At 69.3% G+C, this 21,787-nt stretch carries 20 protein-coding genes; 10 read left to right on the top strand and 10 right to left on the bottom strand.

From position 1 onward, the window contains the following. Nucleotides 1–120 precede the first annotated feature (120 nt). Complete coding sequence (locus LXT21_RS34085; protein WP_254042402.1) at nucleotides 121–828, top strand: TetR/AcrR family transcriptional regulator; 708 nt, start codon at nucleotides 121–123, stop codon at nucleotides 826–828. A gap of 9 nt (nucleotides 829–837) precedes the next feature. On the opposite strand, the gene LXT21_RS34090 is transcribed toward LXT21_RS34085, so the two are convergent. Both LXT21_RS34090 and LXT21_RS34095 read right to left on the bottom strand, forming a co-directional pair. Beyond that, nucleotides 838–2,331 (bottom strand): hypothetical protein, encoded by a 1,494-nt coding sequence (locus LXT21_RS34090; protein WP_254042403.1) that lies wholly within the window; start codon nucleotides 2,329–2,331, stop codon nucleotides 838–840. Nucleotides 2,332–2,436: 105 nt separating this feature from the next. Further along, on the bottom strand, nucleotides 2,437–2,658 hold the full coding sequence (locus tag LXT21_RS34095; protein WP_254042404.1) for a hypothetical protein: 222 nt from the start codon (nucleotides 2,656–2,658) through the stop codon (nucleotides 2,437–2,439). Nucleotides 2,659–2,986: 328 nt separating this feature from the next. Here LXT21_RS34095 and LXT21_RS34100 point away from each other — a divergent pair, with 328 nt between their 5' ends. Next, a complete protein-coding gene (locus LXT21_RS34100) occupies nucleotides 2,987–4,195 on the top strand; it encodes a glycoside hydrolase family 19 protein (RefSeq protein ID WP_254042405.1) in 1,209 nt (402 codons plus the stop codon). A 57-nt stretch (nucleotides 4,196–4,252) separates the two neighbouring features. Here the strand turns inward: LXT21_RS34100 and LXT21_RS34105 are convergent, their stop codons facing one another. Together LXT21_RS34105 and LXT21_RS34110 are read right to left on the bottom strand one after the other, a co-directional pair. Continuing rightward, on the bottom strand, nucleotides 4,253–5,386 hold the full coding sequence (locus LXT21_RS34105; protein WP_254042406.1) for an FAD-dependent monooxygenase: 1,134 nt from the start codon (nucleotides 5,384–5,386) through the stop codon (nucleotides 4,253–4,255). Further along, complete coding sequence (locus LXT21_RS34110; protein ID WP_254042407.1) at nucleotides 5,383–6,012, bottom strand: TetR/AcrR family transcriptional regulator; 630 nt, start codon at nucleotides 6,010–6,012, stop codon at nucleotides 5,383–5,385. Before LXT21_RS34110 ends, LXT21_RS34105 begins: the two co-directional genes overlap by 4 nt. A 179-nt stretch (nucleotides 6,013–6,191) precedes the next feature. Here LXT21_RS34110 and LXT21_RS34115 point away from each other — a divergent pair, with 179 nt between their 5' ends. Next, nucleotides 6,192–6,950: a 2OG-Fe(II) oxygenase gene (locus LXT21_RS34115; RefSeq protein ID WP_254042408.1), complete on the top strand. Its 759-nt coding sequence runs from the start codon at nucleotides 6,192–6,194 to the stop codon at nucleotides 6,948–6,950. A 129-nt stretch (nucleotides 6,951–7,079) separates the two neighbouring features. Here LXT21_RS34115 and LXT21_RS34120 read toward each other — a convergent pair whose 3' ends face one another. Continuing rightward, entirely contained in the window at nucleotides 7,080–8,786 is a 1,707-nt protein-coding gene (locus LXT21_RS34120; protein WP_254042409.1) for a serine hydrolase domain-containing protein, read from the bottom strand. A 292-nt stretch (nucleotides 8,787–9,078) separates the two neighbouring features. On the opposite strand from LXT21_RS34120, the gene LXT21_RS34125 reads away from it, so the two are divergent. Then, the gene (locus LXT21_RS34125) at nucleotides 9,079–10,383 is read left to right on the top strand and encodes a GspE/PulE/PilB domain-containing protein (protein ID WP_254042410.1); all 1,305 of its coding nucleotides are present in this window, start codon (nucleotides 9,079–9,081) and stop codon (nucleotides 10,381–10,383) included. Nucleotides 10,384–10,500: 117 nt separating this feature from the next. On the opposite strand, the gene LXT21_RS34130 is transcribed toward LXT21_RS34125, so the two are convergent. Continuing rightward, the gene (locus LXT21_RS34130) at nucleotides 10,501–11,232 is read right to left on the bottom strand and encodes a phospholipase D-like domain-containing protein (RefSeq protein ID WP_254042411.1); all 732 of its coding nucleotides are present in this window, start codon (nucleotides 11,230–11,232) and stop codon (nucleotides 10,501–10,503) included. Between the two features lie 372 nt (nucleotides 11,233–11,604). Here LXT21_RS34130 and LXT21_RS34135 point away from each other — a divergent pair, with 372 nt between their 5' ends. Then, nucleotides 11,605–11,964, top strand: a complete 360-nt coding sequence (locus LXT21_RS34135) for a DUF1428 domain-containing protein (protein WP_254042412.1) — start codon at nucleotides 11,605–11,607, stop codon at nucleotides 11,962–11,964. A 21-nt stretch (nucleotides 11,965–11,985) separates the two neighbouring features. Here the strand turns inward: LXT21_RS34135 and LXT21_RS34140 are convergent, their stop codons facing one another. Continuing rightward, the gene (locus tag LXT21_RS34140; RefSeq protein WP_254042413.1) at nucleotides 11,986–12,474 is read right to left on the bottom strand and encodes an outer membrane protein assembly factor BamB family protein; all 489 of its coding nucleotides are present in this window, start codon (nucleotides 12,472–12,474) and stop codon (nucleotides 11,986–11,988) included. A gap of 39 nt (nucleotides 12,475–12,513) precedes the next feature. Next, nucleotides 12,514–13,440 (bottom strand): zinc metalloprotease, encoded by a 927-nt coding sequence (locus LXT21_RS34145; RefSeq protein ID WP_254042414.1) that lies wholly within the window; start codon nucleotides 13,438–13,440, stop codon nucleotides 12,514–12,516. A gap of 82 nt (nucleotides 13,441–13,522) precedes the next feature. Here LXT21_RS34145 and LXT21_RS34150 point away from each other — a divergent pair, with 82 nt between their 5' ends. Further along, the gene (locus LXT21_RS34150; protein ID WP_254042415.1) at nucleotides 13,523–14,821 is read left to right on the top strand and encodes a hypothetical protein; all 1,299 of its coding nucleotides are present in this window, start codon (nucleotides 13,523–13,525) and stop codon (nucleotides 14,819–14,821) included. Between the two features lie 17 nt (nucleotides 14,822–14,838). On the opposite strand, the gene LXT21_RS34155 is transcribed toward LXT21_RS34150, so the two are convergent. Continuing rightward, nucleotides 14,839–16,002, bottom strand: a complete 1,164-nt coding sequence (locus LXT21_RS34155; RefSeq protein ID WP_323395307.1) for an MFS transporter — start codon at nucleotides 16,000–16,002, stop codon at nucleotides 14,839–14,841. A gap of 213 nt (nucleotides 16,003–16,215) precedes the next feature. Between LXT21_RS34155 and LXT21_RS34160 the strand changes: the two genes are divergently transcribed. Next, a complete protein-coding gene (locus LXT21_RS34160) occupies nucleotides 16,216–17,190 on the top strand; it encodes a LysR family transcriptional regulator (RefSeq protein WP_254042417.1) in 975 nt (324 codons plus the stop codon). A gap of 431 nt (nucleotides 17,191–17,621) precedes the next feature. Beyond that, entirely contained in the window at nucleotides 17,622–18,968 is a 1,347-nt protein-coding gene (locus LXT21_RS34165; RefSeq protein ID WP_254042418.1) for a hypothetical protein, read from the top strand. A gap of 59 nt (nucleotides 18,969–19,027) precedes the next feature. Here the strand turns inward: LXT21_RS34165 and LXT21_RS34170 are convergent, their stop codons facing one another. Beyond that, complete coding sequence (locus tag LXT21_RS34170) at nucleotides 19,028–19,690, bottom strand: hypothetical protein (RefSeq protein ID WP_254042419.1); 663 nt, start codon at nucleotides 19,688–19,690, stop codon at nucleotides 19,028–19,030. Nucleotides 19,691–20,062: 372 nt separating this feature from the next. On the opposite strand from LXT21_RS34170, the gene LXT21_RS34175 reads away from it, so the two are divergent. Beyond that, entirely contained in the window at nucleotides 20,063–20,740 is a 678-nt protein-coding gene (locus LXT21_RS34175) for a cytochrome b/b6 domain-containing protein (RefSeq protein ID WP_254042420.1), read from the top strand. Beyond that, the gene (locus LXT21_RS34180; RefSeq protein ID WP_254042421.1) at nucleotides 20,733–21,452 is read left to right on the top strand and encodes a molybdopterin-dependent oxidoreductase; all 720 of its coding nucleotides are present in this window, start codon (nucleotides 20,733–20,735) and stop codon (nucleotides 21,450–21,452) included. The genes LXT21_RS34175 and LXT21_RS34180 overlap by 8 nt, the downstream gene beginning before the upstream one ends. The last annotated feature ends 335 nt before the right edge of the window (nucleotides 21,453–21,787 follow it).

Here is a 21,787-nt window from a genome sequence, read left to right on the forward strand (position 1 = left end):
GCGGAGGGTGGGAAGCAGCAGGCACACGCGCAACGTCCCGAAGGCCAGTTGCGCGACGCGTGGCGCCGACTACGTTCGCGCGCGTCGCCGTGTGTCTCTCACGGGACCCGAGGTGAGGGGATGGCCGGTCCGAGCGAAGTGAAGACACCCAGGCCGAGGGGACGGCCACCTCGGCTGTCCAGTCCGCTCGTCATCGAGACGGCCGTGAAGGTCGTGCGTGAAAACGGGCTGCGGAACCTCTCGATGCGCGCGCTGGCGGAGCGGCTCGGCGCGACGCCCATGGCCTTCCATCACCACGTCGGAGACCGCGAGGCGCTGGTGGGCCGCGTGGTGGAGCACATCTTCGAGCAGCTCGCGCTCCCTGACGACCGCCTCGCGCCGCTCGACTGGCTGCGGGAAGTGGCCATGCGGGTGCGCGGGCTGGGACTGGAGCATCGAGGGGTGATGGACTTCCTCCTGGAGGAAGGACCCGCGGTGCACGGGGCGCTGGTCGTCCTGGACAGGACCGTCACGAAGCTGCACGAGGCGGGAATGCCGTGGCGCGAGGCGGGGGATTTGAACACCACGTTCTTCTCCTGGCTCGCGGGCACCATCCGTCGCCAGGAGCCGTGGGCCGCGAGGAGGAAGGACGCGCCCCTTCCCCTCCAGCGCTTCCACACCGCCGCCCTCGCGCTCCCCGCCCAGGACCATCCAGGTGTGTCGCAGACACTGGCGCGCATGCGGACCCTGGATGTCGAGGCGGAGTTCCAGAACAGCCTCGACTTCATGCTGGAGGGAATCGGCCGACGCCTCGAGCAACACCGCGCCGGGAGGCCTCGGGGGCCATAGTCGGAAGGCTCAACGCACCTGGCTCTGCGCCAGCAACGCGGGAGGCGAGGCGTTCAGCACGCCCAGAAAGAGCCGCCCGTGGAAGCCGTCCGGTCTGGCGGCGTCGAAGAGCCGCACGCCCGGGCTCACCGTGGAGAACTGCAGCGCCTCGTTCGTCGGGCTGATGCCGAAGACGTTGCACTCCACGTCGTCCCAGACGCTGTAGCGGCAGGCGTACTGGGTGCCGCGCTTGAAGCCGACGTCCAGGGCGCGGACGGACGACGGCAGCGCCTTGGCCACGCGCGCGCCGAACGGCTCGAAGTCACTGTCCCAGCCCACCCTGGCGGTGCGCGCATGCACGCTGCCGGTGAGCACCAGCGTCCAGGCCTGGGCGCGTCCGGCGTGGACGGCGAGCAGGTTGCTGGCCATCCGGGCCTCGCGCGCGTTGCCCTTCACCTTCTCGCCGTCGATGGCGGCCAGGGCCACGTCCTTGCCGGAGACGCGCAGGCGGCGCACCTGCTCCACGAGCCAGAGCATGGCGCGGCTGCTGCGACCATCCTGGTACACGCGGCGCCAGAAGGTGCTCTCCAAGAGCAGCGCCTGCGCGTCCTCGGGCTTGCCCTCGCTGGCGAGATAGCGCTCCAGCAACGGCTGCTCGGAGGCGGGCACCGTCAGCCCCAGCGTCACCGGCAGCCCCTTCGACGTGGCCTCGCACAGCATCCGCAAGGCCATGGACGGCACCTCCTGAGCGCCCAGCGGGTCCGCGATGAACAACACCTGGCCCGCGGCCAGCAAGGGGCTCGCGCCGTCCACGGGCGCGCCGCACTCCGCCGTGCCCGGGCCGTCATTCGCGCCCCAGCCCTCCATCTGCACCGAGCGCACGGACACGGGCGCGTTGCCATCGACCAGCTCCAGCGCGGGCACCATCTCCATCCGCTCGAGCAGCTGTCGCTCGATGCCCAGGTCTCGCACGCCCTGCACCATCCGGAAGCGCTCCATGCCCGGCGCGCTCGGGAACGGGTCCTTGAGCGGGACCGGTCGGGCAGCGCCCTGTCCACCCGGTGCGGACCCGTAGGCCTCCATCCGTGCGTCCAGGGGGTTCGGACCCTGGTCGGCGAGGATCTCGCTGTTCATCGAGTCCCACGCGCGCGGGCCCACCTCGACGACGTTGTCCATCTCGTTGTAGCGGAGCCGGAAGACGCGGACGAGCGTCTGGCGAGGACCCAGCCGCTCACCCTTGACGTAGTAGCGCTCGAGGGTGCGCAGCTTCTTGGTGTTCCTGCCGGGCTCGTGCGCGGAGGTGAACATCTCCAGCCCGCCCTCCTTCTCCAGCACGTCGTAGCGCTCCGACTCCAGGATGCGCCGGGCCGTCATCATCGCGTCCTCGGCGGGCGCCAGGTACACCGTCTCCGCGACGGGGGTCTCGAACTCCCCCGTCTCCGGGTTGATGTTCGCACCGAGCGGACGGGTCAACGTCGCGCAGCCCGTGAACATCAACCCGAAAAGCAGTCCGTACCGGCGCATCGTGGTCCCCTGTCCCGAGCGCGAAGGGGCTCGGCGTATCTCTCGGGCTGGGAACGGCAGGGGGGCGCCGCGCATATCGCGACCAGCCGCGTGTGGCAAAGCGCGCTACAGCGATTCCACGAACATCGCCAGGTCGCGAGAGGCTCCCGAGGGCGTCATGGTACCCGCCGCGGGCGCGGACACCTCGAAGAGCTGCTCCGTCTCACCCGCAGGCACCTCCAGCGTGAAGACATGGGGCTGACCCGGCTTGATGACGAGGTTGGGCAGGGGCACACCGTTGGTGAGCGCCGTCACCGTCTGCGCGGCGAGCACGCCTCCGGTGAGCAACAGGCCGCGATATCGCCGCTCCCGTGAGCGACACGAACCACGTCCCCGACGTCACGGGTCATCGAGGCCTCATCTCAAGGCTGCCGCAGGAAGCGGTGAACGCTCACGAAGTGGCTTGCGACCCCAGGGCATGTGCATTGCTCATCAGTCGACCTACGACGCCACAGCGCGTCTGGCGGTCAACGCTCCCAGCCCGACAGGCCTATAAGGTTAATCTCGTTTTACCGCTTTGCGCATGATGTTTGTGGCCCGGCCGCCCGGAGCCAGCGCCTCCGCATGCCCCTGGCGTGGAGCGCCCGAGAAACCGTCGACCACAAGGAGCACCCTCATGTCTGGCAAGTTTGTTTCACGCAGTCTGGCGTTGCTGGGAATCTGTGGAGGGCTGAGCGCGCTGGGAGGCTGTGAGCGCGCCGAGCCAGCACCCGCGGACCTCGAGCCGGTGGCCCAGGTGGAGAGCGCCGCCATCGTCGACACCATCACCGCGGGCACCTACGTCATCCGTTCGGTGATGACCAACAAATGTATCGACGTCGACTCCTCGAGCACGGCGGACGGCGCCAAGGTGCAGCAATGGGATTGCAACGGGACCAATGCACAGCGATTCGTCGTCACGCCGACGTCCGGCGGCTACTTCAGCATCATCAACGTGAACAGCAACAAGGGGCTCGACATCAAGGAGGCCAGCGTCGCGGCGAACGCGCTCGTCCATCAATGGAGCTACGGAGGTGGAACGAACCAGCAGTTCCGCTTCGTGAAGGAAGTGGGCAGTGAGTTCAGCATCCGCGCCCGCCACACGGACATGGCCATCGACGTGTACTGGGGCAATACGGCCAACGGCACGGAGTTGGTGCAATACCCCTATGAGCAGCGAACGAACCAGCGCTGGACGTTCGACCGTGTCGATGGAGGCGGCGGCACGGGGCTGGCGGCCATCCTGAGCGAATCCACGTTCAACGCCATGTTCCCGAACCGGAACCCTTTCTACACCTACAGCAGCCTCATCGCCGCCGCGAGCACCTTTCCGGCCTTCGCCAATACCGGCTCGCTGGAGACGCGCAAGCGCGAGGTGGCGGCCTTCTTCGCCAACACGGCGCACGAGACCGGGGACTATGTCTACATCGAGGAGATCGCTCGTGGCCCCTACTGTGGCACCTGGGGCCCGCCGGGGTGCAACTGCGTCCCAGGCAAGTCGTACTACGGACGTGGGCCCATCCAGCTGTCCTGGAACGGCAACTACTGCGCCGCGGGAACCGCGCTGAACCTGCCACTGCACACGAACCCCGACCTGCTGGCCCAGGACGCAAACGCCTCGTGGCGCTCCGCCTTCTGGTTCTGGACCACCCAGACGGGTGCCGGAAGCATGACCCCACACAGCGCCATGGTGAACGGGGCCGGCTTCGGTGAGACCATCCGCACCATCAATGGCGCGTTGGAGTGCAACGGTGGAAACCCGGGGCAGGTGCAGAGCCGCATCCAGAAGTATCAGGACATCGCCAACCGGCTCGGCGTGAGCCCTGGCGGCAACCTGGGCTGCTGAGGGGCAAGTCCCCACTCTCGTGGAGTGGGGCCTGAGGTCGCCGGAGAATCGACGGCCTCACCCCACGGGAACACCGGGCATGTCGCGAACGACCTTCTCGAGCTCCGAGCGGGCCACCGACTCCGGCGTCCACCGCATCAGCGTGTCGCGCACGCTGCGTGCGAAGCCGTTCTCCCATTGGGCAACCCGCCCGATCATCCACGAGCGGTCGCGAATCCGCTCCGCCCGCGGACGACGGAGCTGCTCATACCGAGCCAGCGCCTCATCCGTGGGCCCCATCGACACCAGGAGCTGCGCGAGCGCCGCGGCGTCCTCGATGGCCAGCCCCGCGCCCTGCCCCAGGTTCGGCGTCACCGCGTGGGCCGCGTCACCGAGCAACACGACACGAGGCTTCCACCACCGCGGCGCGGAGCAATCCTCGATGTCGTTGTGAAGCAGCCCGTCAAGACCACCGAACGCCGCCAACGCCGAGCGGGCCGGGTCCGCGAAGCCGGCATAGCGCGCCTGGAAGCCCGACAGGTCCTTCCACGGAGCTGGAGTGCGACGCGGGGCATTGAGCGTGAGGAAGACATAGGACTTCCGCTCGCCCAGCGGCACCACACCCACGCGCCTGCCCGTTCCCCACATCTCCACCACCGCGTCCTCGAAGTGCCCATCCACCACGCCACGCCAGCACGTGTAACCCGAGTAGCGAGGGTGCACCTCGGCGCCGCACACGTGCTCCCTGACGATGGAGCGGATGCCATCCGCGCCAACCACGACGTCGTAGCGCCCCGACGTTCCATCGGAGAACTCGACATCCACTCCGTCCGCCCCACTCCGCAAGCCCGCCACCGTCACGCCCAGGCGCGGCGCGGGCGACACGGAGCGCAGGACATGGAGCAGTTTGTTCCGATGAAGCGTGGTCGCGGACAGCGACAATCCCGGCACGGCATACGGCGTCTGCTGGAGCACGCGCCCCGAAGCATCCGTGATGCGCGCCATCCCCACCGGATGCCCCACGGCGAGGACAGCTTCGTGCAGCCCGAGTCCCTTCATCACGGCCATCACATTCGGACCGAGCACGATGCCCGCGCCCTCGTCTCCATACAAAGGCCGCCGCTCGATCAGGTCCGCCACCACGCCCCGCCTCGACAACGCGGCCCCCAGCGCGAGCCCACCGATTCCTCCACCCACCACGAGGACCTTCACGATGACCTCCTCGAACCCAATCCACCGAACAGCATCTCCAGGTCACGCCGCAGGCGAGTTCGCGCCGTGGCCACGGTGGAGCCCGCCATCGGCACGAGCATCCGCATCACCGCCGCGAAATAGACGCCGAAGACCAGCTCCGCCACCCGCTCGCCGTCCACCTCCGCGCGCAGCTCGCCTCGCGACTTCGCGTCGGCCACGACCGACGCCAGCGCCCCCACCAGCCTCGCCAGCGCCGGACGATGCAGTTCCTCGGCGGCGCCCATGAGCCACGGCAGCTCCTTCACCACCACCCGCGCCAGCTCCGGCTGCGATGCGTAGTGGGTCAGCAGCGGTGAGAACAGGTGCATGCACCGGTCCACGAAGGGCCCCTCCCCCGGCAGCGACGTCACGGCCCGCTCCACGAGCGGCATCGCCTCCGCACGCCACAGCTCGTGCAGCAGCACGTCCTTCGTCTCGCCGTACACCAGCACCGTGCCCGTCGCGACGCCCGCCGCCTCGGCGATGGCGCGCACGGTCGTCCCCTCATAGCCCCGCTCCGCGAACAGCTGCTTCGCCGCCGCCCGGATGCGCTCCCACTTCTCGCGCTTGGCTCGCTCCCGCAGAGACATATTGAACAGGTTCATAATTGAACGCGTTCAATAATTCCAGGGATTCGCTCCCCGGCCCGGTTTGGGAACCACACGGGCAGGCGCTGGAGACCCGCCGGGCGTTGAAGGAAGGAGCGTGCCGTCGGCGTGGGATTTCGCGAGGCGGCGATGTAGGGATGCCCCGTGCCCGGACATGCACGGGCTTAGGAGGACGGGTGACGGTCGCAACACAAGAGGAAGGCCCGCTCAGGGGGCCGAGCTTCTTTCTCAACCGCACGGCGCTGCGGGCGCTCGCGCTGGCCCATCGCGACCGCTACGGCGTCGCGAAGCCCCATCCGCACGTCGTCATCGACGGCTTCCTCGGGAAGCAGCTGGCGTCCGAGCTGGCCTCCGTCTTCCCCGGCGCCACCGACGCGAGCTGGAAGCGCCGGGACCACCTGGAGCAAGCGGCCCGCCTGGGGCAGCTCCAGCGCAAGGCGTTCGAGGACGTCCCCGGTCCGCTCCGGCATCTGCTCTCGGAGTTCTCCGGCATGTCGTTCATCGACTTCCTGGAGACCGTCACCGGCGTGCAGGGGCTCATCCCGGACCCGCACTTCCGGGGCGCGGGCCTGCACCTCACGCTGCGCGGAGGGCACCTGGCGCTGCACGCCGACTTCAACCGCGACCGCTTCCGCGCGCTCACCCGCCGGCTCACCGTCCTCTACTACCTGAACCCGGATTGGCAGCCCGCCTGGGGCGGCGACCTGGAGCTGTGGAACGCCGACCTCACGCGATGCGAGACGCGCATCTCACCGGTGCTCGACCGCCTGGTGGTGATGGCGCATGGCGATGACCACTGGCACGGACACCCCACCCCACTCGAATGTCCCGAGGGGAGAGGGCGCGCCGCGGTCGCCGCCTATTTCTACACCGCGGAGGCGTCCACGAACGCGCCCGAGCCACACAGCGCCATCTGGGTGACGCCTCGCACGTAACACCCGCGCGAAGAGGGCCCGCGCGCACCACGTGCCCTCTCCACCTCGAGAGCAGACACCTCCCGGGTTCATGGGATGTGCGCGAGCCCGAGGTTCGACACACGTGCCCGTGGAGGGGCCGGAGCCTTGTCAGGGTTTGCCCTGCGTGAGGGGCGCCGTGGAGGCCACGGAGGGCAGCCGCTCCGCACGGAAGCGGCGCAAGCGCCGACTGCTCACGAGCATGGCCTCGACGCCGCCCGACGCGCCCTTCGTGAAGGACACCGCGCCGAACGAACTCACGAAGCGATTGCCCCCCACCGGCTCGAGCACGAGGTCGTCCCGACGGAACCAGCTCAGCGCCAGCTTCCCGTCGACGAGCCGCACCGTGTACGTCATGTCCACCTCGTCGCCGCGGTACTTCCCGACCAGGGCCTCCAGCTCGCTCGAAGTGGGCAATGGCTCACGCACGCGGATGAACTCGCGCGTCGTCGGCCAGAAGTCCTGGATGCCCAGCGCGGGTGCGCCCGGCGCGGCGGACGCGTTGAATCGCCAGACGCCGGGCGTGGGCTCCGCCGGCCGGAACAGGCCCGGGCCGATGGGAATCAGCGCCGCGGAGGCGCCCACTTCACGCAGCGCGCCCTCCTTCACCTCCAGGCGCACCACCTCGTCCGTCTGGGGGCTCCAGTAGTTGCCGGCCAGCACCGCCAACTCCTCCGCGGGCAACACCACGGCGGGCGGGGTCGTGTCCTTCAGGAGGTTGCCCAGGTACACCCCGGCCACCTTGCGCGCGAGCACCGTCGGGTCGATGTTGCCGCCGTTGCACAACACGGTGATGGCCAGCTTCTGCTCGGGGAAGAGGATGCTCTCCGTGCGGAAGCCCGACACGAACCCGTCATGGCTCACCGTGCGCAGGCCCCGGTACGCCCCCAGCCGCAACCCGCCGCCGTAGCCCGTCTCCCTGCCGTCGTTCAATCGACCGGACGTCTGGAGCAAGTCGCGCAAGGCCGTCCCACCGACACGGCCATCCAGCAGGTTCTGCTGCCACTTCAGCATGTCGCTCACCGTCGAGTACACGGCGCTCGTGCCCTTGTACCCGAGGTCCGCCGAGCTCAACCGCCAGCCCCCTTCCGCGCGAGGCAGGTACCCGGTCGCGCGCTGGGAGAGGGGCGGCTCCTGGTCGTCGCGGAAGGAGGTGTCCGCCATGCCGAGCGGCTTGAAGATGCGCTCGTCGGCGAACACCCGCAGCGACGTGCCTGACACGCGCCGCACGATGACCCCCAGCAGCGCGTACGCGGCATTGCCATAGAGGACCTCCTCGCCCACCGCGAAGTTCACCCCGCGCTGCCGCGACAGGACCCAGAGGACATCCTCCTCGGTGTACAGGTCCTCGGTGCGCCATCCCGCCAGGGAGAGCAGTGGGCCCTGTTCGCGCAGCCCGTTGAGGTGGTGCATCAGGTGCGCGACGGTGATGGGCGTGTCGTGAGCAGACAGCTCCGGCACGTGCTCGCGCACGTCATCGTCCAACGACAGCTTCCCCTCCTGCGCCAGGAGGCCGATGGAGAACGCGATGAACTGCTTGGAGATCGACGCCAGGTTGAACGAGGAGCGCGGGGTGAGCGGCACGCCGAACTCCAGGTTCGCCATGCCATGGCCCCGCACGTAGTCGCGCGTGCCGTCACGCCAGACGCCCACGCCGCAGCCGGGCGAGGACTTGCCGCGCCAGGTCGCGAAGAGCGCATCAAGGCGGGCGTGACGCTGGGCCCGCGTCTCTCGTACCGGCTGAGCGCGGGCGACGGGGACCACCAGGCCCCACGAGACGAGGGCCACCCACAGCAGGAGGGAATGAGAAGGTCGCATGCGCGGAGGATTCCGAAACCCGGTCCCCCCTGGGCCGCACATCTGCGAAGCGCCGTCCGACATCGATGAGCGCCACGATTCGGGCGGTGGACGACGCCCCCTGGAGGCGAGTCCCCTCGGCCCCCGCCCCGACGGTGCCCCCACCCGCCGCCCATAAGCGCGCGGAATCATAGGGAGCCACTCGGGTGAGGCCTGAGTCACGATTCAAGAGGGCCTCTTCCCCCGTCCTTCCGGACGACGGGACCTTCTCCGAGGTGGACGAAACGAGGGAGGCCGTCCTTGAATCCGCCGGATGACGAGGAGACTCGGCGAGCGGCTGGTGCTGGAAGGCGTCTTGACGCCGGAGCTGTTGTCGCGAGCGCTCGCGCATCAACAGGAGACAGGTCAGAAGCTGGGCGAGTGCCTGGTGCGGCTGGGCGTGGACGAGACGCCGGTGCTGCGGCTGTTGGCCCAGACGCTCTCGACGCGCTTCGTCTCCACCGAGAAGCTGAGCCTGGCGAAGGTGGACCCCGTCCTGCTGGAGAAGGTCCCCGTGCGGCTGGCGGAGGGCTTCGACTTCATGCCCTTGCGACTGGCGCAGGGCGTCCTCTACGTGGCCATCGCGGAGCCTCAGCGCCAGCGCGCGTTGGAGGAGATCGTCCGCACGGTGGGCGTCACCCAGGTGCTGCCGTTCATCGCGGTGCGCAGGTCCATCCGCGCGGCCATCCGCAAGCACTACTACGCGGTGGCGGACGCCTTCGAGCACCCGCCGGAGGACGAGGCCTGCCCCCACTGCGGCGCGCCCACGCTCCCCAAGGACTTCCAGTGCCCCCGCTGTGAGCTGCTGCTGGTGCGCCACGTCGAGGACCTGCCCCCCCGTGACAACGTGTCCCTGGTCCGCGCGCTCCTGACGCAGCCCGAGCGACAGGGGACGTCGGGCACACCGCGCGCTCCGCAGTCGGAGACCACGCGGGTGGCGCCGTTCGACGCGGCCCAGGAGGGCACACAGGCCCGGCCGTTCCTCGTGGGCGGGCTGAGTGTGACGAACCTGCGGCTCAGCCCCTTCGAGGCGTATGTGCTCTCGCTCGTCGACGGGCACACGTCCCTGTCGGACCTGTCGCTCATCACCCAGCTCGCGGAGGTGGAGCTGCGCGCGCTCTTCGCGTCGCTGGGGGAGCGGGGCGTCACCCGGCTCTACGAGGCCCCCGCGCCGGCAGCCCGCGCGGCCTCCGTCCGGGAGGACCTCCCGCTCGAATCGACACCGCCGCCCGTCCCGCCCGTGGCGAAGGCCGCGCGCGCGGAGCCCAAGCCCTTCGTGGAGGACGCCAACGAGGATGTCCTCCAGCGCGTCATCCGGCTGGAGCAGGCGGGACGGTGGGCGGAGGCCATCGAGTTGTTGGAGCGAAGCATCGGCCTGCTCCCCCACCCCGCGCCGCTCTACAACCGCCTGGGGATGATTCTGCTGAACCACCACCGGGACTACGAGCGCGCCACGACCCTGTTCCAGAAGGCCTCCGACCTGGCGCCGGAGAACAACCTCTACACGATGAACTTGTACTCGGTGATGTGCCTCCGCGCGGACGCCACCAACGCGGGGCAGAACAAGGCGCGGCGCTGACGCGGAAGCCCGCGGAGACGAGGCCACATGGGCTGGCGCGCATCACAGGCGCGGCGAACCGCACCGAGCGACTGGCGCACGTCCTTGGCAGCCAGTGCATCGCACCAGATCCGCGGCTCAGAACAGCTCCTTCAGCTTCCGCTCGATTGCACTCGGCTGCCTTCCGAGGAGTCTGGCGATGTCCTCGACTCCCAACTTCCGCCGAGCGAGCTCCGCCACCGCGCCAATCTCCTCGTCACTCCAAGGCTCATAGGCCCGAGGATGCGTCCGGCGCGCTTCCACCATCTCTGGCTTCAGGTCGGTCTTCCGGATGCCAAAGAGCTGGATGAGATTGACCTCGGGCTTCGGCGCAGGAGCGGCAACGACGGGCTGCGCCGCGGCCAACCCGGCCGAGGAGAGAGGCTTCGCGCTCTTGCGAATGGCCCTGACCTGCTCCTCGAACTGTTTGAAGAGCGTGGGAGACTCACTGGCCTTGATTTGAAGGGCGCACTCCCAACTGTTGAGTGCCGAGGTCTCCACCAGGTTCATGGAGGTGAGGAGTGCGCATTGCTCGCTCAGGTAGAGCTTCGCATGCAGCCTGTCCAAACATAGGACCTGGGCGCCCGCCGCCGCAAAGGGCTGGAGATGAGGCGCGGTCTTGGACACCTCATCCTCGCGGACGATGAGCGCCACCGGGATTCGCGCCTCCAGGCGCCCCCGAATCGCATTCTGGAGATGATTCCAGGGCTTGAAGTAAGGCGTCACCAGGACCAGCTCTCGCTGGGCTCCTTCAATCAAATCTTGGACGGCCGAGGAAATCTTGCTGTGGGGAATGAAGCTGGGGATTTCATCCGAACGCCCAAAGAACATGTCGGCTCCAGAGTGAAGGAAGCGAGTGCATCCCAATCACTCCATCCTGTCCAGCCTCGGCGGCGCTTCCACTCTCATTGGGACATCGGGTTGAACAGACAGCCCCGACGCCCCGGTTCCCCTCGAAGGGTGATGAGTGCTTTGCGCCCCAGGACCGCGCTCCATCCCAGCACACGCGGCCAGGAAGAGCGCCTGCATCGAGGCCATAGGACCCTCGGCAGGGGGTCCGCCTTCCAGCCATGCCAGCATGAAGCAGGCCTTCGTCCCCAGATTCAGCGGTCAGCAGCGTCGACCGTGTCGATCTCCACCCGCCGGATTCGTCGCCCATTTGAAGGCGCCTTTTCGGCCCCTCTCGAACCCTGAGGAGCTCCCATGTCCTACATCGATGGTTTCGTCATCGCCGTGCCGAACGCGAACAAGGAGAAGTTCATCGAGCACGCCCGGCAGAACGACCCCCTCTTCCTGGGGTACGGGGCCCTGCGCGTGCTGGAGTGTTGGGGAGACGACGTGCCGAGCGGCAAGCTCACCGACTTCCGCCGGGCCGTGCAGGCCAAGGACGACGAGACGGTGGTCTTCTCCTGGATTGAGTGGCCCGACAAGGCCACGCGAGACGCCGGCATGGCGAAGATGATGGAGGACCCGAACCTGAGCCCCGAGAAGACCCCGATGCCGTTCGACGGCGCGCGGATGATCTACGGCGGCTTCGCGCCCGTGGTGGAGCTGAAGAAGTAGCCAGCCGGGAGTCGCGGGGGCTCAGGTCAAGAACCGCCCCCGCGCTCCCTCGACGACCATCTGCAGCAGGGGCGAATACAGCCCGCCTCCCCCATGCTCGCTGACGCGGGTCCACTGGGGCTCGCCGGAGTCCGCGTCGAACGCCGTCAGGGTCTCCCGGTGCGAGACGATGACCTGGCCCTGCTCGACGAGCATCGCCCCGCCGGCGAACGTCGACGCCTGCTCACTGTCCACGCGCTGGGCCCAGAGCAGACGCCCGCTCCCGGCATCGAGCGCGTGGACCTCCAGGAAGACGTGCTTCGTGAACGTGCCCTCGGCTCCACCGGAGAGCACGAACACGCGCCCCTCGCGGACCTCCGCGTACGTCGGCCGGGGCCGCACGCCCGGCACCGACTTGCCGGGCACGGAGAAGGTCCACACCGTGTCGCCGCTGGCGCGGTCATACGCCGCGACCAGTCCGTTGAAGGCCGTGACGAGCAGGGAGCCTGACGATGACGAGGTGTCGTTCATGGTGCACGGGGATACCACGCCAGCGCCCGGCCTCGGGCCCTACTGCGCCAGCGTGGAGCGATAGGTGGCCAGGGTGCACCGCATGCGCTGCACCTGCTCCGCGGTGAAGCCCGTCATGCACGCGTCGTCGGTCAGCTCCATGTAGTTCCGCACGGGGACGAGCGCGCCCCCGCAGCTGGTGAGCCCCACGGGACAGCCCTTGTGGGACGTGACGTTGGGCGCCGTGTCACAGAGGCGGTCGCCCGTGGTGTAGCAGTCCGGCGCCGTCGCGATGCCACAGCCCTCGTAGTAGGTGTGGAACAGGCCCAGGTAGTGACCCACCTCGTGCGTGACGGTCCTCCCCTGGTGGTACGGCACCACGGGCCCCACGCGGCCGAAGGCCAGCCAGTTGATGACCACCCGGTCCTGCGGCTGCCCCACCGCGCCCGAGGGGTCCGCGGGCAGGAACGGCACATACCCGCGCGAGCCGCCCGCGCTGTTCGTGTAGAGGTTCAGGTAGCGCGACGTGTCCCACGCGAGCGTGTTCCAGTAGCCGCCCTGGTCCTGGTACCAGGTCGTGTTGCAATAGCGCTGGATGCCCGTCGTCGGGTTGCCCGCGGGGTCCTCGGTGGCGAGGAAGAACTCCAGCTTGCTGTCCACGCCCGCCGCGCCCGGGGTGCCCGTCACGGCGCGGAAGTCCTCGTTGAGGACCGAGATTTGACTGTGCACCAACGCGTCCGAGACGTTGCCGTTCGCGCACGCCGCATCCGAGATGACGTGCATCACCACCGGGATGCGCCGCACCGTGGTGGGCTGCCACAGCGGTCCGGGGACGGTCTGCGCCAGGGAACAATCCGAGGTCGTGAAGCTCGCCACCCGGAGCGCGGCCGCAGGCTCGGGCGCGACACAGCGGTCCGCGTGCAACGAGAAGACATCCGAGGAGAAGAGCGCCAGGACGGAGGACACGAGAGCGTGGGCTGGGAGCATGGGCCTCACGCTACCGAGCCGCGCTGACGCCTTCCAAGTGGCCGGGGTGGGCCCATGAGGGGTGGAATGGTAGGAAGAAGGAATGGCTCGCCCTCGTCCCACATCGCCACGCTGCCCTCGGTGCAACGCACCGTTCACCCTGGCCGCAGACCAGGTGCTGTACACCTGTCACTACTGCAACGCGTCCATCGATACGCGCGGAGAGCAGGCGCCGCGTCCGCTCTATCAAGCTCCGTCGACCACGGGTCCCAACAAGGCCCCGCTCTTCGTGGGGATGGGGATTGCCCTCATGGTGCTGGGCGCCGTGACGGGCTTCCTCATCATGGGCCCCTCGAGCGAGCCCTCCGTGCTCCCTCTCCCGAGGCCGGCCCCCGTCGCCACGCCCCCCACGGCGCAGATGCCGACCGCACCGCCTCCGAAGCCGAAGTTCGCGTGGGACATGGACAACGCCCCCACGGTGGCGGACGTCAACGGGGACGGCACGGACGACATCATCGGGACCCTCCGTCGCGGCGCGTCGTACGACCGCTATTCCACGGCCGCCTTCGACGGGAAGACCCTGGAGCCAATCTGGGAGGTGCCCATCGAAGGCGCGGCCCCCACGGACCTCGCCTCCCGAGAGCGCCACATCCGGCAGGGAAATCGCCTGGTGCGACGGGAGGCCATGGCGGTGAGCCTGCTGGAGCTGGCGACCGGCAAGGTCGTGGGGCGCGTGGCGCTGTCGGACAAGCCCGACAAGCTCTGCATCCCCCAGGGGGACACCTCCGCCGTGTGGGTGTCGGTGACGGACCAGCAGAACATCCTGCTCGACACGACGACGGCGACCGCGCGCCCCGCCACCCAGACTCCGCCCAACTGCCAGCGCCCCGAGCGCAGCCGCTATGACTGCTCTCCCGCCATCCACCGCAAGACGCACCTGACGTGCTCGCTCGCCCTCAAGGCGCCGTCCGTCCCAGGCTTCCGAGGGGAGTACATCTACACGGCGCATGGCCTCGACGTGGTGATGGGCGCCCGGAACCCGGGGACGCGTGTCCCCATGGCGGCGGTGTTCGAGCAGGGCGCGAAGGAGCCCCTGTGGCACGGCGCCATCGCCGACATGGACATCGAGCAGGTCCTCGAGACCACGCCGGAGGCGCTCGACATCTCCCAGGACGCGCTCTTCGTGGCCTATCGGCTGAAGGCCGGCGGCATGCACCTGGTCCGCCGGGACGCGAGGACGGGCGCCGTCGCCTGGGATGTGCCCATCCCCCGCTCCAAGGACGGCTCGCTCGTCACCAGCTTCCGCAAGCATGGGGACCGGCTCTACGTGCCCCACTGGATGTGGCTGGATGTCTTCGACGCGAAGACGGGCAACGTGATTGGCACCCTCGGCACCTGGTAGCCGAGGGCGCCGTGGACTCAGCGGGCCGTGGGCCACAGGCGCACCACCAGGGCCACCAGCGCGGAGACGGTCGCAAGCAACGTCACCGCGCCCCAGCCCCACCCAGCCAGCACGAGGCTGCCGCTCACCGCGCCCAGCGACATCCCGATGAACACGCAGACGAACAATACGGCATTGAGCCGGCTGCGCGCGGCCGGGTCGATTCCGAACACCATCGTCTGATGTGCCACCAGCGTCATCTGCACGCCCAGGTCGAAGCCAATCGCGCTGGCGCCGAACAGCCACAGCCGCGCATCCGGCTGGAGCCACGGTGAGGCGAACATCGCGGCGAACGCCACGGCCGTCAGCCCCGCGCCCAGGCGCGTGACGACCTCGGGACCGAAGCGGTCCGACACGCGCCCGGCGATTGGCGCGCCGAGGGCCCCCGCCGCGCCCGCCAGGCCGAAGGCCCCCGCGGCCGCGCTGCCCAGGTGGAACGGCGCGCCATGCAGCATCACCGCGAGCGTGGACCAGAACGCGCTGAAGCCCACGGAGAGCAGCCCCTGGGCCAGCGCGGCCCGGCGCAGCGCGCCGTACCTGCGCCACAGGCCGACGAGCGAGCCGAGCAGCGCGCCGTAGGACAGCGTGCTCGCCGGGCGGAAGGCCGGCAGCCCGCGCCACACCACCGCGCCCATCACCCCCACGCTGCCCGCGGCCATCAGGTACATGGCGCGCCAGCCGAGCTGCTCCGCCACCACGCCGCTGACGACGCGCGAGAGCAGGATGCCGAGCAGCAGGCCCGTCATCACCGTCCCCACGACACCGCCGCGCTCCTTCTCCGGCGCCAGGGTCGCCGCGGCGGGCACGATGTCCTGCGCCACCGTCGCCGTGAGCCCCACCACGAAGCTCACCACCAGCAGCGGACCGATGGCGGGCGCGAGGCCGCTGAGCAGCAGCGCCACCGCGAGCAGGCCGACCTTGACCAGGATGATGCGGCGCCGGTCGAAGCGGTCCCCCAGCGGCGTCAGCAGCAGGATGCCCAGCGCGTAGCCCAGCTGCGTGAGCGTGGGCAGAAGCCCCACCGCCGTGTCCGAGGCGCCGATGGAGGAGCCCATCACCCCCAGCATCGGCTGGCTGTAGTAGAGCGAGGCCACCGAGAACCCGGCGCTCGCGGCGAGGAGCAGGCGCAGCCCCCTCGACATGGAGCCCGTGTCTCCCGGGCCGACGAGGGCGAGCCGAGGCGCGCGGGCCCCGTTCGAGGGCAGCGCTCCGCTTCCTGCGGGTTCATGTACGGCACGAATGAAGGACATGACGTTCACCTGGTTGGCCATGAGTCGGGGTGAAGGTGTCCCAGAGCGGCGGTCCACGGTAGTAGCGGGGCTCGCACAGCGGATATACGCTCCACGTATAACCCCATGCCCCGCCCTCCCAAGTCCGCTCGGCCGCGTGCCCTCCCGAAGCCGCCGCCCGCCACCGTCGACCGGCTCGAGCTGATGCAGACCTTCCTGCGCATCGTCGACGCCGGCAGCCTGTCCTCGGCCGCGGCGCAGCTCGGCACCACGCAGCCCACGGTGAGCCGCCGCCTCCAGGCGCTGGAGCGCTCGCTCGGGCTGCGGCTGCTGCAGCGCTCCACCCACGCGATGAAGCTCACCGAGGACGGCGCGCGTTGCTACGAGCGGGCGAAGGAGCTGCTCGCCAACTGGGAGATGTTCGAGGCCGACCTGCGCGGCGCGAGCGACGAGCCGGAGGGCACGCTGCGCGTCGTCGCTCCCCATGCCTTCGGACAACAGCTGCTGGTGGAGCCCCTGACGGAGTACCTGCGCCGCCATCCCCGGGTCAGCGTCGAGTGGCTGCTGCACGACCGCGCGGTGGACTTCATCGCGGACGGCATCGACTGCGCGATTCACGTCGGAGAAGTGAAGGACCCCAGCGTGGTGGCCATCCGAGTCGCGGAGGTGCCCCGCATCGTCGCCGCGGCGCCCTCGGTGTTGACGGGGCGTCCCCGGCCGAGCCACCCCGACGAGCTGGCGCGACTGCCCTGGCTGTCGCTGCGCACGTTCTACCGGAACGAGCTGTCACTGACCCACGTGGCCACTGGCGAGGCCCAGCCCATCGTCTTCCAGCCACGCTTGAGCACCGACAGCCTCTATGCCTTGCGGAGCGCGGCGCTGAAGGGGCTCGGCGTCTGCGTGGCCTCGGCGTGGGTGCTGCACGAGGACATCGTGAAGGGTCGGCTCGTCCACCTGGTGCCGGAGTGGCAGGCCGCCGCCCTGCCCATGTACCTGCTCTACCCCGCCGCGAGGTTCCACCCCGCGAGGCTGCGCAGGTTCGTGGCCCTGATGCGCGAGCAGATTCCCACGGCGCTCGCGGTGGCCACACGCAAACAGTGAGGCCTCGCGGGACCTGGCCCGCGCCCTCGAGCTGGAGGGACTGCCGACGCCCGTGCGTGAACGGGTCAACGCCATTCAAGACACGCTCGGCGCTACCGGATGCCCCGAGCGAGGCTTTCGCCTCCCATCACGAACACAACCCTGACACCTCCAAACCGCATGGAGCCTCATCCGGCTCCGACAATGCAGACAAGAAGGAGGCTGACGTGCGGAATCGACGGTCGCCGCAAGCCCCCTCGGCCACGGTCCGCCGGGTGCTGGGAGCCGATGGAACATGAGCCATTGCCATCCGGTGGCGTTCCCGTTGGACGCCGCCGCGTGCGTCCCGGACGCCATCGGCCTCGGAGGGCCGTGCTCGCCTGGGGAGGATGGAGCGCGGGCGCATGTCTTGCACGATGCGGCCAACACCTCGCAGCAGCGGAGACATGTCCATGCCATGCATCTGGTGTGACAGGGGGACGTGCATCATTCCCGGGCACGCCGTCGTCCGGGAGTACGACATCGGCGAGCCCGACGACCTCCCGCCCCTCGTGGACGATGACGGGCAGGCCCCCGAGCCCATTCCCATCTTCGACCTCTCGGGGCAGAGCCTCCAGCGGCTCTTCCCACGACCGCGGCCCCTCCCCGAGCCGCTGCGGCGCCCTCCGGCGTACACGCGGTTCTGGGACTTGCACCTGACCGACCACAAGGGGTGGTACGACTTCTGTCTGAACATCCTCCCGGAGGTGCACTACCAGGAGCGAAAGAACGCGAACCGGCCCGGCTGGCGCCCCAGCGACGGGAGGATCCGCGTGTCCTGGCGCATCGCGAGGGCCTTCCGCGCCTCGCTCCGTGCGCAGCTCTCCGCCCTCCAGCAGATGGTCGAGTTCTGCCAGACGCGCCAGGGCGAGCTCGCGGGGCTCGGCAACGTGCACGCCCGGAGGTTGACCATGTACTTCCAGAACGACTACGGGGGCGAGCTGAAAGGGCTCGAGGCGCTTGCCCAACAGCCCGAGGTGAAGAAGCAGCTGTCGATCTTCAGCCAGGCCATCGCGGACGCCCAGCACCTGCTCCAGTCCTGCTGGAGGACCCCCCACACGAAGGCGGCGGAGTTCGGGGACATCCGCCGTCGACTCGACACGCCGCTGGACCTGTTGCGTGAGTACCGCAACGAGCTCACCCGCCTGGAGGGACGGCTCGTGGATTACGACCCGGACGACGACGACGCGCCGGCCTCCAGCTACTTCGCCACCATCATCTCGATGGAAGACATTGCCCGGCAGCTCCCCTCCGGACTCGGAGGCAGCATGGTGCAGTGGATCTCCCACCCGCTCCACCGCGGCAAGCTTCGCGTCAGCTCCCATGGTGACGGGAAGGGCCACCTCTGCATGGAGGACGACCGCATCCGGGGCTCGCTGGTCGGTGATTGGCTCCACGTCAATGGGCTCGAGCCGGAGCGCCAGCCCGACGGCCAGCGCCAGGACCGCGCGGGGGTGAAGGGCGAGCGCGGCCTGCTCACCATCAACCTGTCCATCTGCATGGGAGGGCTCGGGTACGACACGAAGTCCAGCACCCACATCTTCGGAGCGCTCCAGGTCGCCGAGCAGTACACGCAGCCCGGCGTGGGCTCCGCCGTGGACCAGTTGGTCCGCCGCCTCGCCCACCATGGGGTTCACGGCATCGAGGTGACAGGAAGCAACCTCGTCGTGCGCGATGAAGGCGGTCGCCTGGGCGAGGTCGAGGGAGATGACTGGACGCTCCTGGCGCATTCGGCGCGGAAGATCCGAGCCATCTCCTGAGCGGTGCCACTGAAAGCGCCACCGCCACAGGCCCGCGCGTCTGCCGTGACGACAGGCGGCTAGAGAATGGCCCTGACGAAGAGGGACGCGACCCACATGGCCCAGAGCAGCGAGATGGCGAGCAGGATGGCGGCCACCGGGCGAACCCACGTCGGCGTCGGCGACTTGTCACGCCAGGGCAGGAGCATCAGGTAGCCGCCCGCCAGTGAGGGAATGGGGAGCAGGTTCAGGGACGCCATCCGCGCGCTCATGATGCCCCAGGCCCGCACCAGCTCTCCTTCGCGGAGCAAGCCGACGAAGCGCTCCACGCGGCCCGGCATCGCGGAGAGGTTGAACACTGCGGGGAAGCCCTCGGTGAATTGATGGAAGCCCTCCGCGGGCCCCAGGCACGCCATCGCAACGCCAATCTGCACGTACCAGGGCACGGCCAGGGCCAGCGCATGCAGCGGGGGTGGCAGCTTGAGCAGCCGGCTCTTGAGCGGCTCCGTCGCGCCTTCCTCGGCGTCTGGCACGAACGACGCGGAGCTGCCCAGGGTGATGGGATGCAGACTCCAGCCAATGCCCGCCATGCGCCACGCCACCAGCTGGGGCCCATGGCCGATGCGAACCGCGAGCGGCCGCGCCCCGAAGGCGCTCGCCACTACCGCCTGGGCCAGCGCCCACATCACGTTGACCGCGAGGAACAGCACCCACAACCAGAAGAAGAGGGCGACTCTGTCCATGGGCGCAACTCTAGCGCCTTTCCCACGGGAGAGGCCCCCGGGTCGGTCCGGACGCCCAGCGCGCTCTCTTTCGATAACGCATCAGGGCACGACTGATGCGCGTGTGTCTTTGGCCCTCGATTGCCGCTGGGACTCCGACGCGCCGAGCAACGGCCCTGCAACGGGTTGCGCTCGGGGCTCGGCGACTCCCGCGCACGGCCCCAAGCGGCGCTCCGTCGCCTCGGCGCCGCGTGGAACCCGACGCAATCCACCGAAGCGTGAATCAGGCGGCACCGCGGGGCAGGTTGGGCGTTGTCACCTCGACGCCCCAGGCGCCTCAGCGTCCGCTATCGCGAAGCTCCGACCCGTCGCCCATCCACCGAGGGGCGCGCGATGTTCTCCTGCCACGCCGTGCGAACCCCCGAGTCACGCCGCCCACAGCCCTGGCCCATCCGCGTGGCCCACTGGGTCAGCGTGCCGCTGCTCGTCATCATGGCGGGCAGCGGACTGCAGATTCTCGCGGCCTATCCCATGCTCGGCACGCGGGGCCGTCCCTATGAGGGGTATCCCTTCCAGGGAGTCCCTCCTCCCGAGTGGGCCCGACTCGGTGACTGGCTCGCCGGCGCGCGCGGCTGGCACTTCGCCTTCGGCGGGTTCCTCGCGCTCAACGGCTTCGTGTACCTGCTCTACCTGGCCCTCAGCGGGGAGTGGCGACGTCGCCTCTTCCTCCCGCGCCGCGACACGCGCAACGCCGTGAGCACGCTCGCGTTCTACTTGCGCCTGCGCAAGGAGCCACCTCCGCAGGGGCTGTACAATGGCCTGCAACGGCTGGCGTACACGGGCGCGCTGGTCCTCGGAATCCTCGCCGTGCTCTCGGGCCTCGCGCTCTACAAGCCCGTGCAGCTCGGTGTCATTGTCCGGCTGCTCGGTGGCTATGACTCCGCGCGCGCCATCCACCTGCTCGTGCTCGCGTCGTTCGTGCTCTTCACCCTGGGGCACGTGGTGATGGTGCTGCTGCATCCGCGCACGCTCGGCGCGATGGTGACAGGCGGGAGGAAACCCGATGCGTAGGCTCCTGGTCCCCTCGCGGCGTCCGGTGCTCCTCACCCGGCGCTCGGCGCTGCTCGGGGCGGCGGCGCTCACCACGTCCGCCTGCGACAGCACACGTCCTCGTGAGGGCTTTCTCGGGGTCATGGAGCGCGTCAACCAGCGACTGCAGGAGGCCCTCTTCGACGAGGACCGGCTCGCGCCGGAGCTGCCCCAGGAGGACACCACCGCGCCCGGAGACTTTCCCCAGTACTTCCTCTCCGAAGCCGTGCCCCTCGCGCCGACAGGCTGGGCGCTCAAGGTGGGCGGCCTCGTCGAGCGCCCCGCGCTGTTGTCGCTCGAGGTCCTGCGACGGCTGCCGCGCACGGAGTACCGCGTCCGTCACCACTGCGTGGAGGGATGGAGCGCGGTGGCGTCGTGGCACGGCGTGCGCGTGAGTGACGTCGCCCGGCACGTGGGCGCGGACCCGAAGGCGGGCTACGTGGAGCTGCGCTCGTTCGACTCGGGCTATTGGTCCTCGTGGGACAGGCCGAGCGCCTTCCACGCGCAGACGATCCTCGCCTACGGAATGAACGGGCAGCCGCTGTCACCGGAGCACGGCGCGCCGCTGCGCCTCTACTCGGCGGTGAAGCTCGGCTACAAGATGGTGAAGTACCTCACCGAGGTGAACTTCCTCGCCGAGCCCACGGGCGGATACTGGGAGGAGCGTGGCTACGAGTGGTACGCGGGCGTTTAGCCCTCCCACTCCAAGCAATGTCGGCCCCGTCTGCCATCCAGACCCTCGCTCGCGATGCCCCCCTCAATCATCGCCGCCGCACCGTGGCCCGGCGCAGGGTGCGGATGCCTGCCTTGACGCTCGCAACGCCTGACGCGCGGCCAGTCCATCCCTGCGCGGAGCCGACCTCAGGCGTGCCGTCCACGGTCGTTCGAGAGTCACGAACCCTCATCGGCGTGATCTTTGGAGGGGGCAGCCGAGCGAGGGCTCGAATGTAGGACATGCCCGCAGAGGGGAGAAAGATCGGGCCTTCTCAGACCTAAAGCGCTGTGCCCACGCGCGGCGCGTGGAGGTCC

The organism is Myxococcus guangdongensis, from assembly GCF_024198255.1.
In the GTDB taxonomy this organism is placed as follows: domain Bacteria; phylum Myxococcota; class Myxococcia; order Myxococcales; family Myxococcaceae; genus Myxococcus; species Myxococcus guangdongensis.

Bases quoted from the DNA above. Each gene is read 5' to 3' on its own strand.
- LXT21_RS34085 (WP_254042402.1), top strand. From the start codon at position 121: ATGGCCGGTCCGAGCGAAGTGAAGACACCCAGGCCGAGGGGACGGCCA.
- LXT21_RS34090 (WP_254042403.1), bottom strand. From the start codon at position 2,331: ATGCGCCGGTACGGACTGCTTTTCGGGTTGATGTTCACGGGCTGCGCG.
- LXT21_RS34100 (WP_254042405.1), top strand. From the start codon at position 2,987: ATGTCTGGCAAGTTTGTTTCACGCAGTCTGGCGTTGCTGGGAATCTGT.
- LXT21_RS34110 (WP_254042407.1), bottom strand. From the start codon at position 6,012: ATGAACCTGTTCAATATGTCTCTGCGGGAGCGAGCCAAGCGCGAGAAG.
- LXT21_RS34120 (WP_254042409.1), bottom strand. From the start codon at position 8,786: ATGCGACCTTCTCATTCCCTCCTGCTGTGGGTGGCCCTCGTCTCGTGG.
- LXT21_RS34125 (WP_254042410.1), top strand. From the start codon at position 9,079: ATGACGAGGAGACTCGGCGAGCGGCTGGTGCTGGAAGGCGTCTTGACG.
- LXT21_RS34130 (WP_254042411.1), bottom strand. From the start codon at position 11,232: ATGTTCTTTGGGCGTTCGGATGAAATCCCCAGCTTCATTCCCCACAGC.
- LXT21_RS34135 (WP_254042412.1), top strand. From the start codon at position 11,605: ATGTCCTACATCGATGGTTTCGTCATCGCCGTGCCGAACGCGAACAAG.
- LXT21_RS34140 (WP_254042413.1), bottom strand. From the start codon at position 12,474: ATGAACGACACCTCGTCATCGTCAGGCTCCCTGCTCGTCACGGCCTTC.
- LXT21_RS34145 (WP_254042414.1), bottom strand. From the start codon at position 13,440: ATGCTCCCAGCCCACGCTCTCGTGTCCTCCGTCCTGGCGCTCTTCTCC.
- LXT21_RS34150 (WP_254042415.1), top strand. From the start codon at position 13,523: ATGGCTCGCCCTCGTCCCACATCGCCACGCTGCCCTCGGTGCAACGCA.
- LXT21_RS34155 (WP_323395307.1), bottom strand. From the start codon at position 16,002: ATGTCGAGGGGGCTGCGCCTGCTCCTCGCCGCGAGCGCCGGGTTCTCG.
- LXT21_RS34160 (WP_254042417.1), top strand. From the start codon at position 16,216: ATGCCCCGCCCTCCCAAGTCCGCTCGGCCGCGTGCCCTCCCGAAGCCG.
- LXT21_RS34165 (WP_254042418.1), top strand. From the start codon at position 17,622: ATGCCATGCATCTGGTGTGACAGGGGGACGTGCATCATTCCCGGGCAC.
- LXT21_RS34170 (WP_254042419.1), bottom strand. From the start codon at position 19,690: ATGGACAGAGTCGCCCTCTTCTTCTGGTTGTGGGTGCTGTTCCTCGCG.
- LXT21_RS34175 (WP_254042420.1), top strand. From the start codon at position 20,063: ATGTTCTCCTGCCACGCCGTGCGAACCCCCGAGTCACGCCGCCCACAG.
- LXT21_RS34180 (WP_254042421.1), top strand. From the start codon at position 20,733: ATGCGTAGGCTCCTGGTCCCCTCGCGGCGTCCGGTGCTCCTCACCCGG.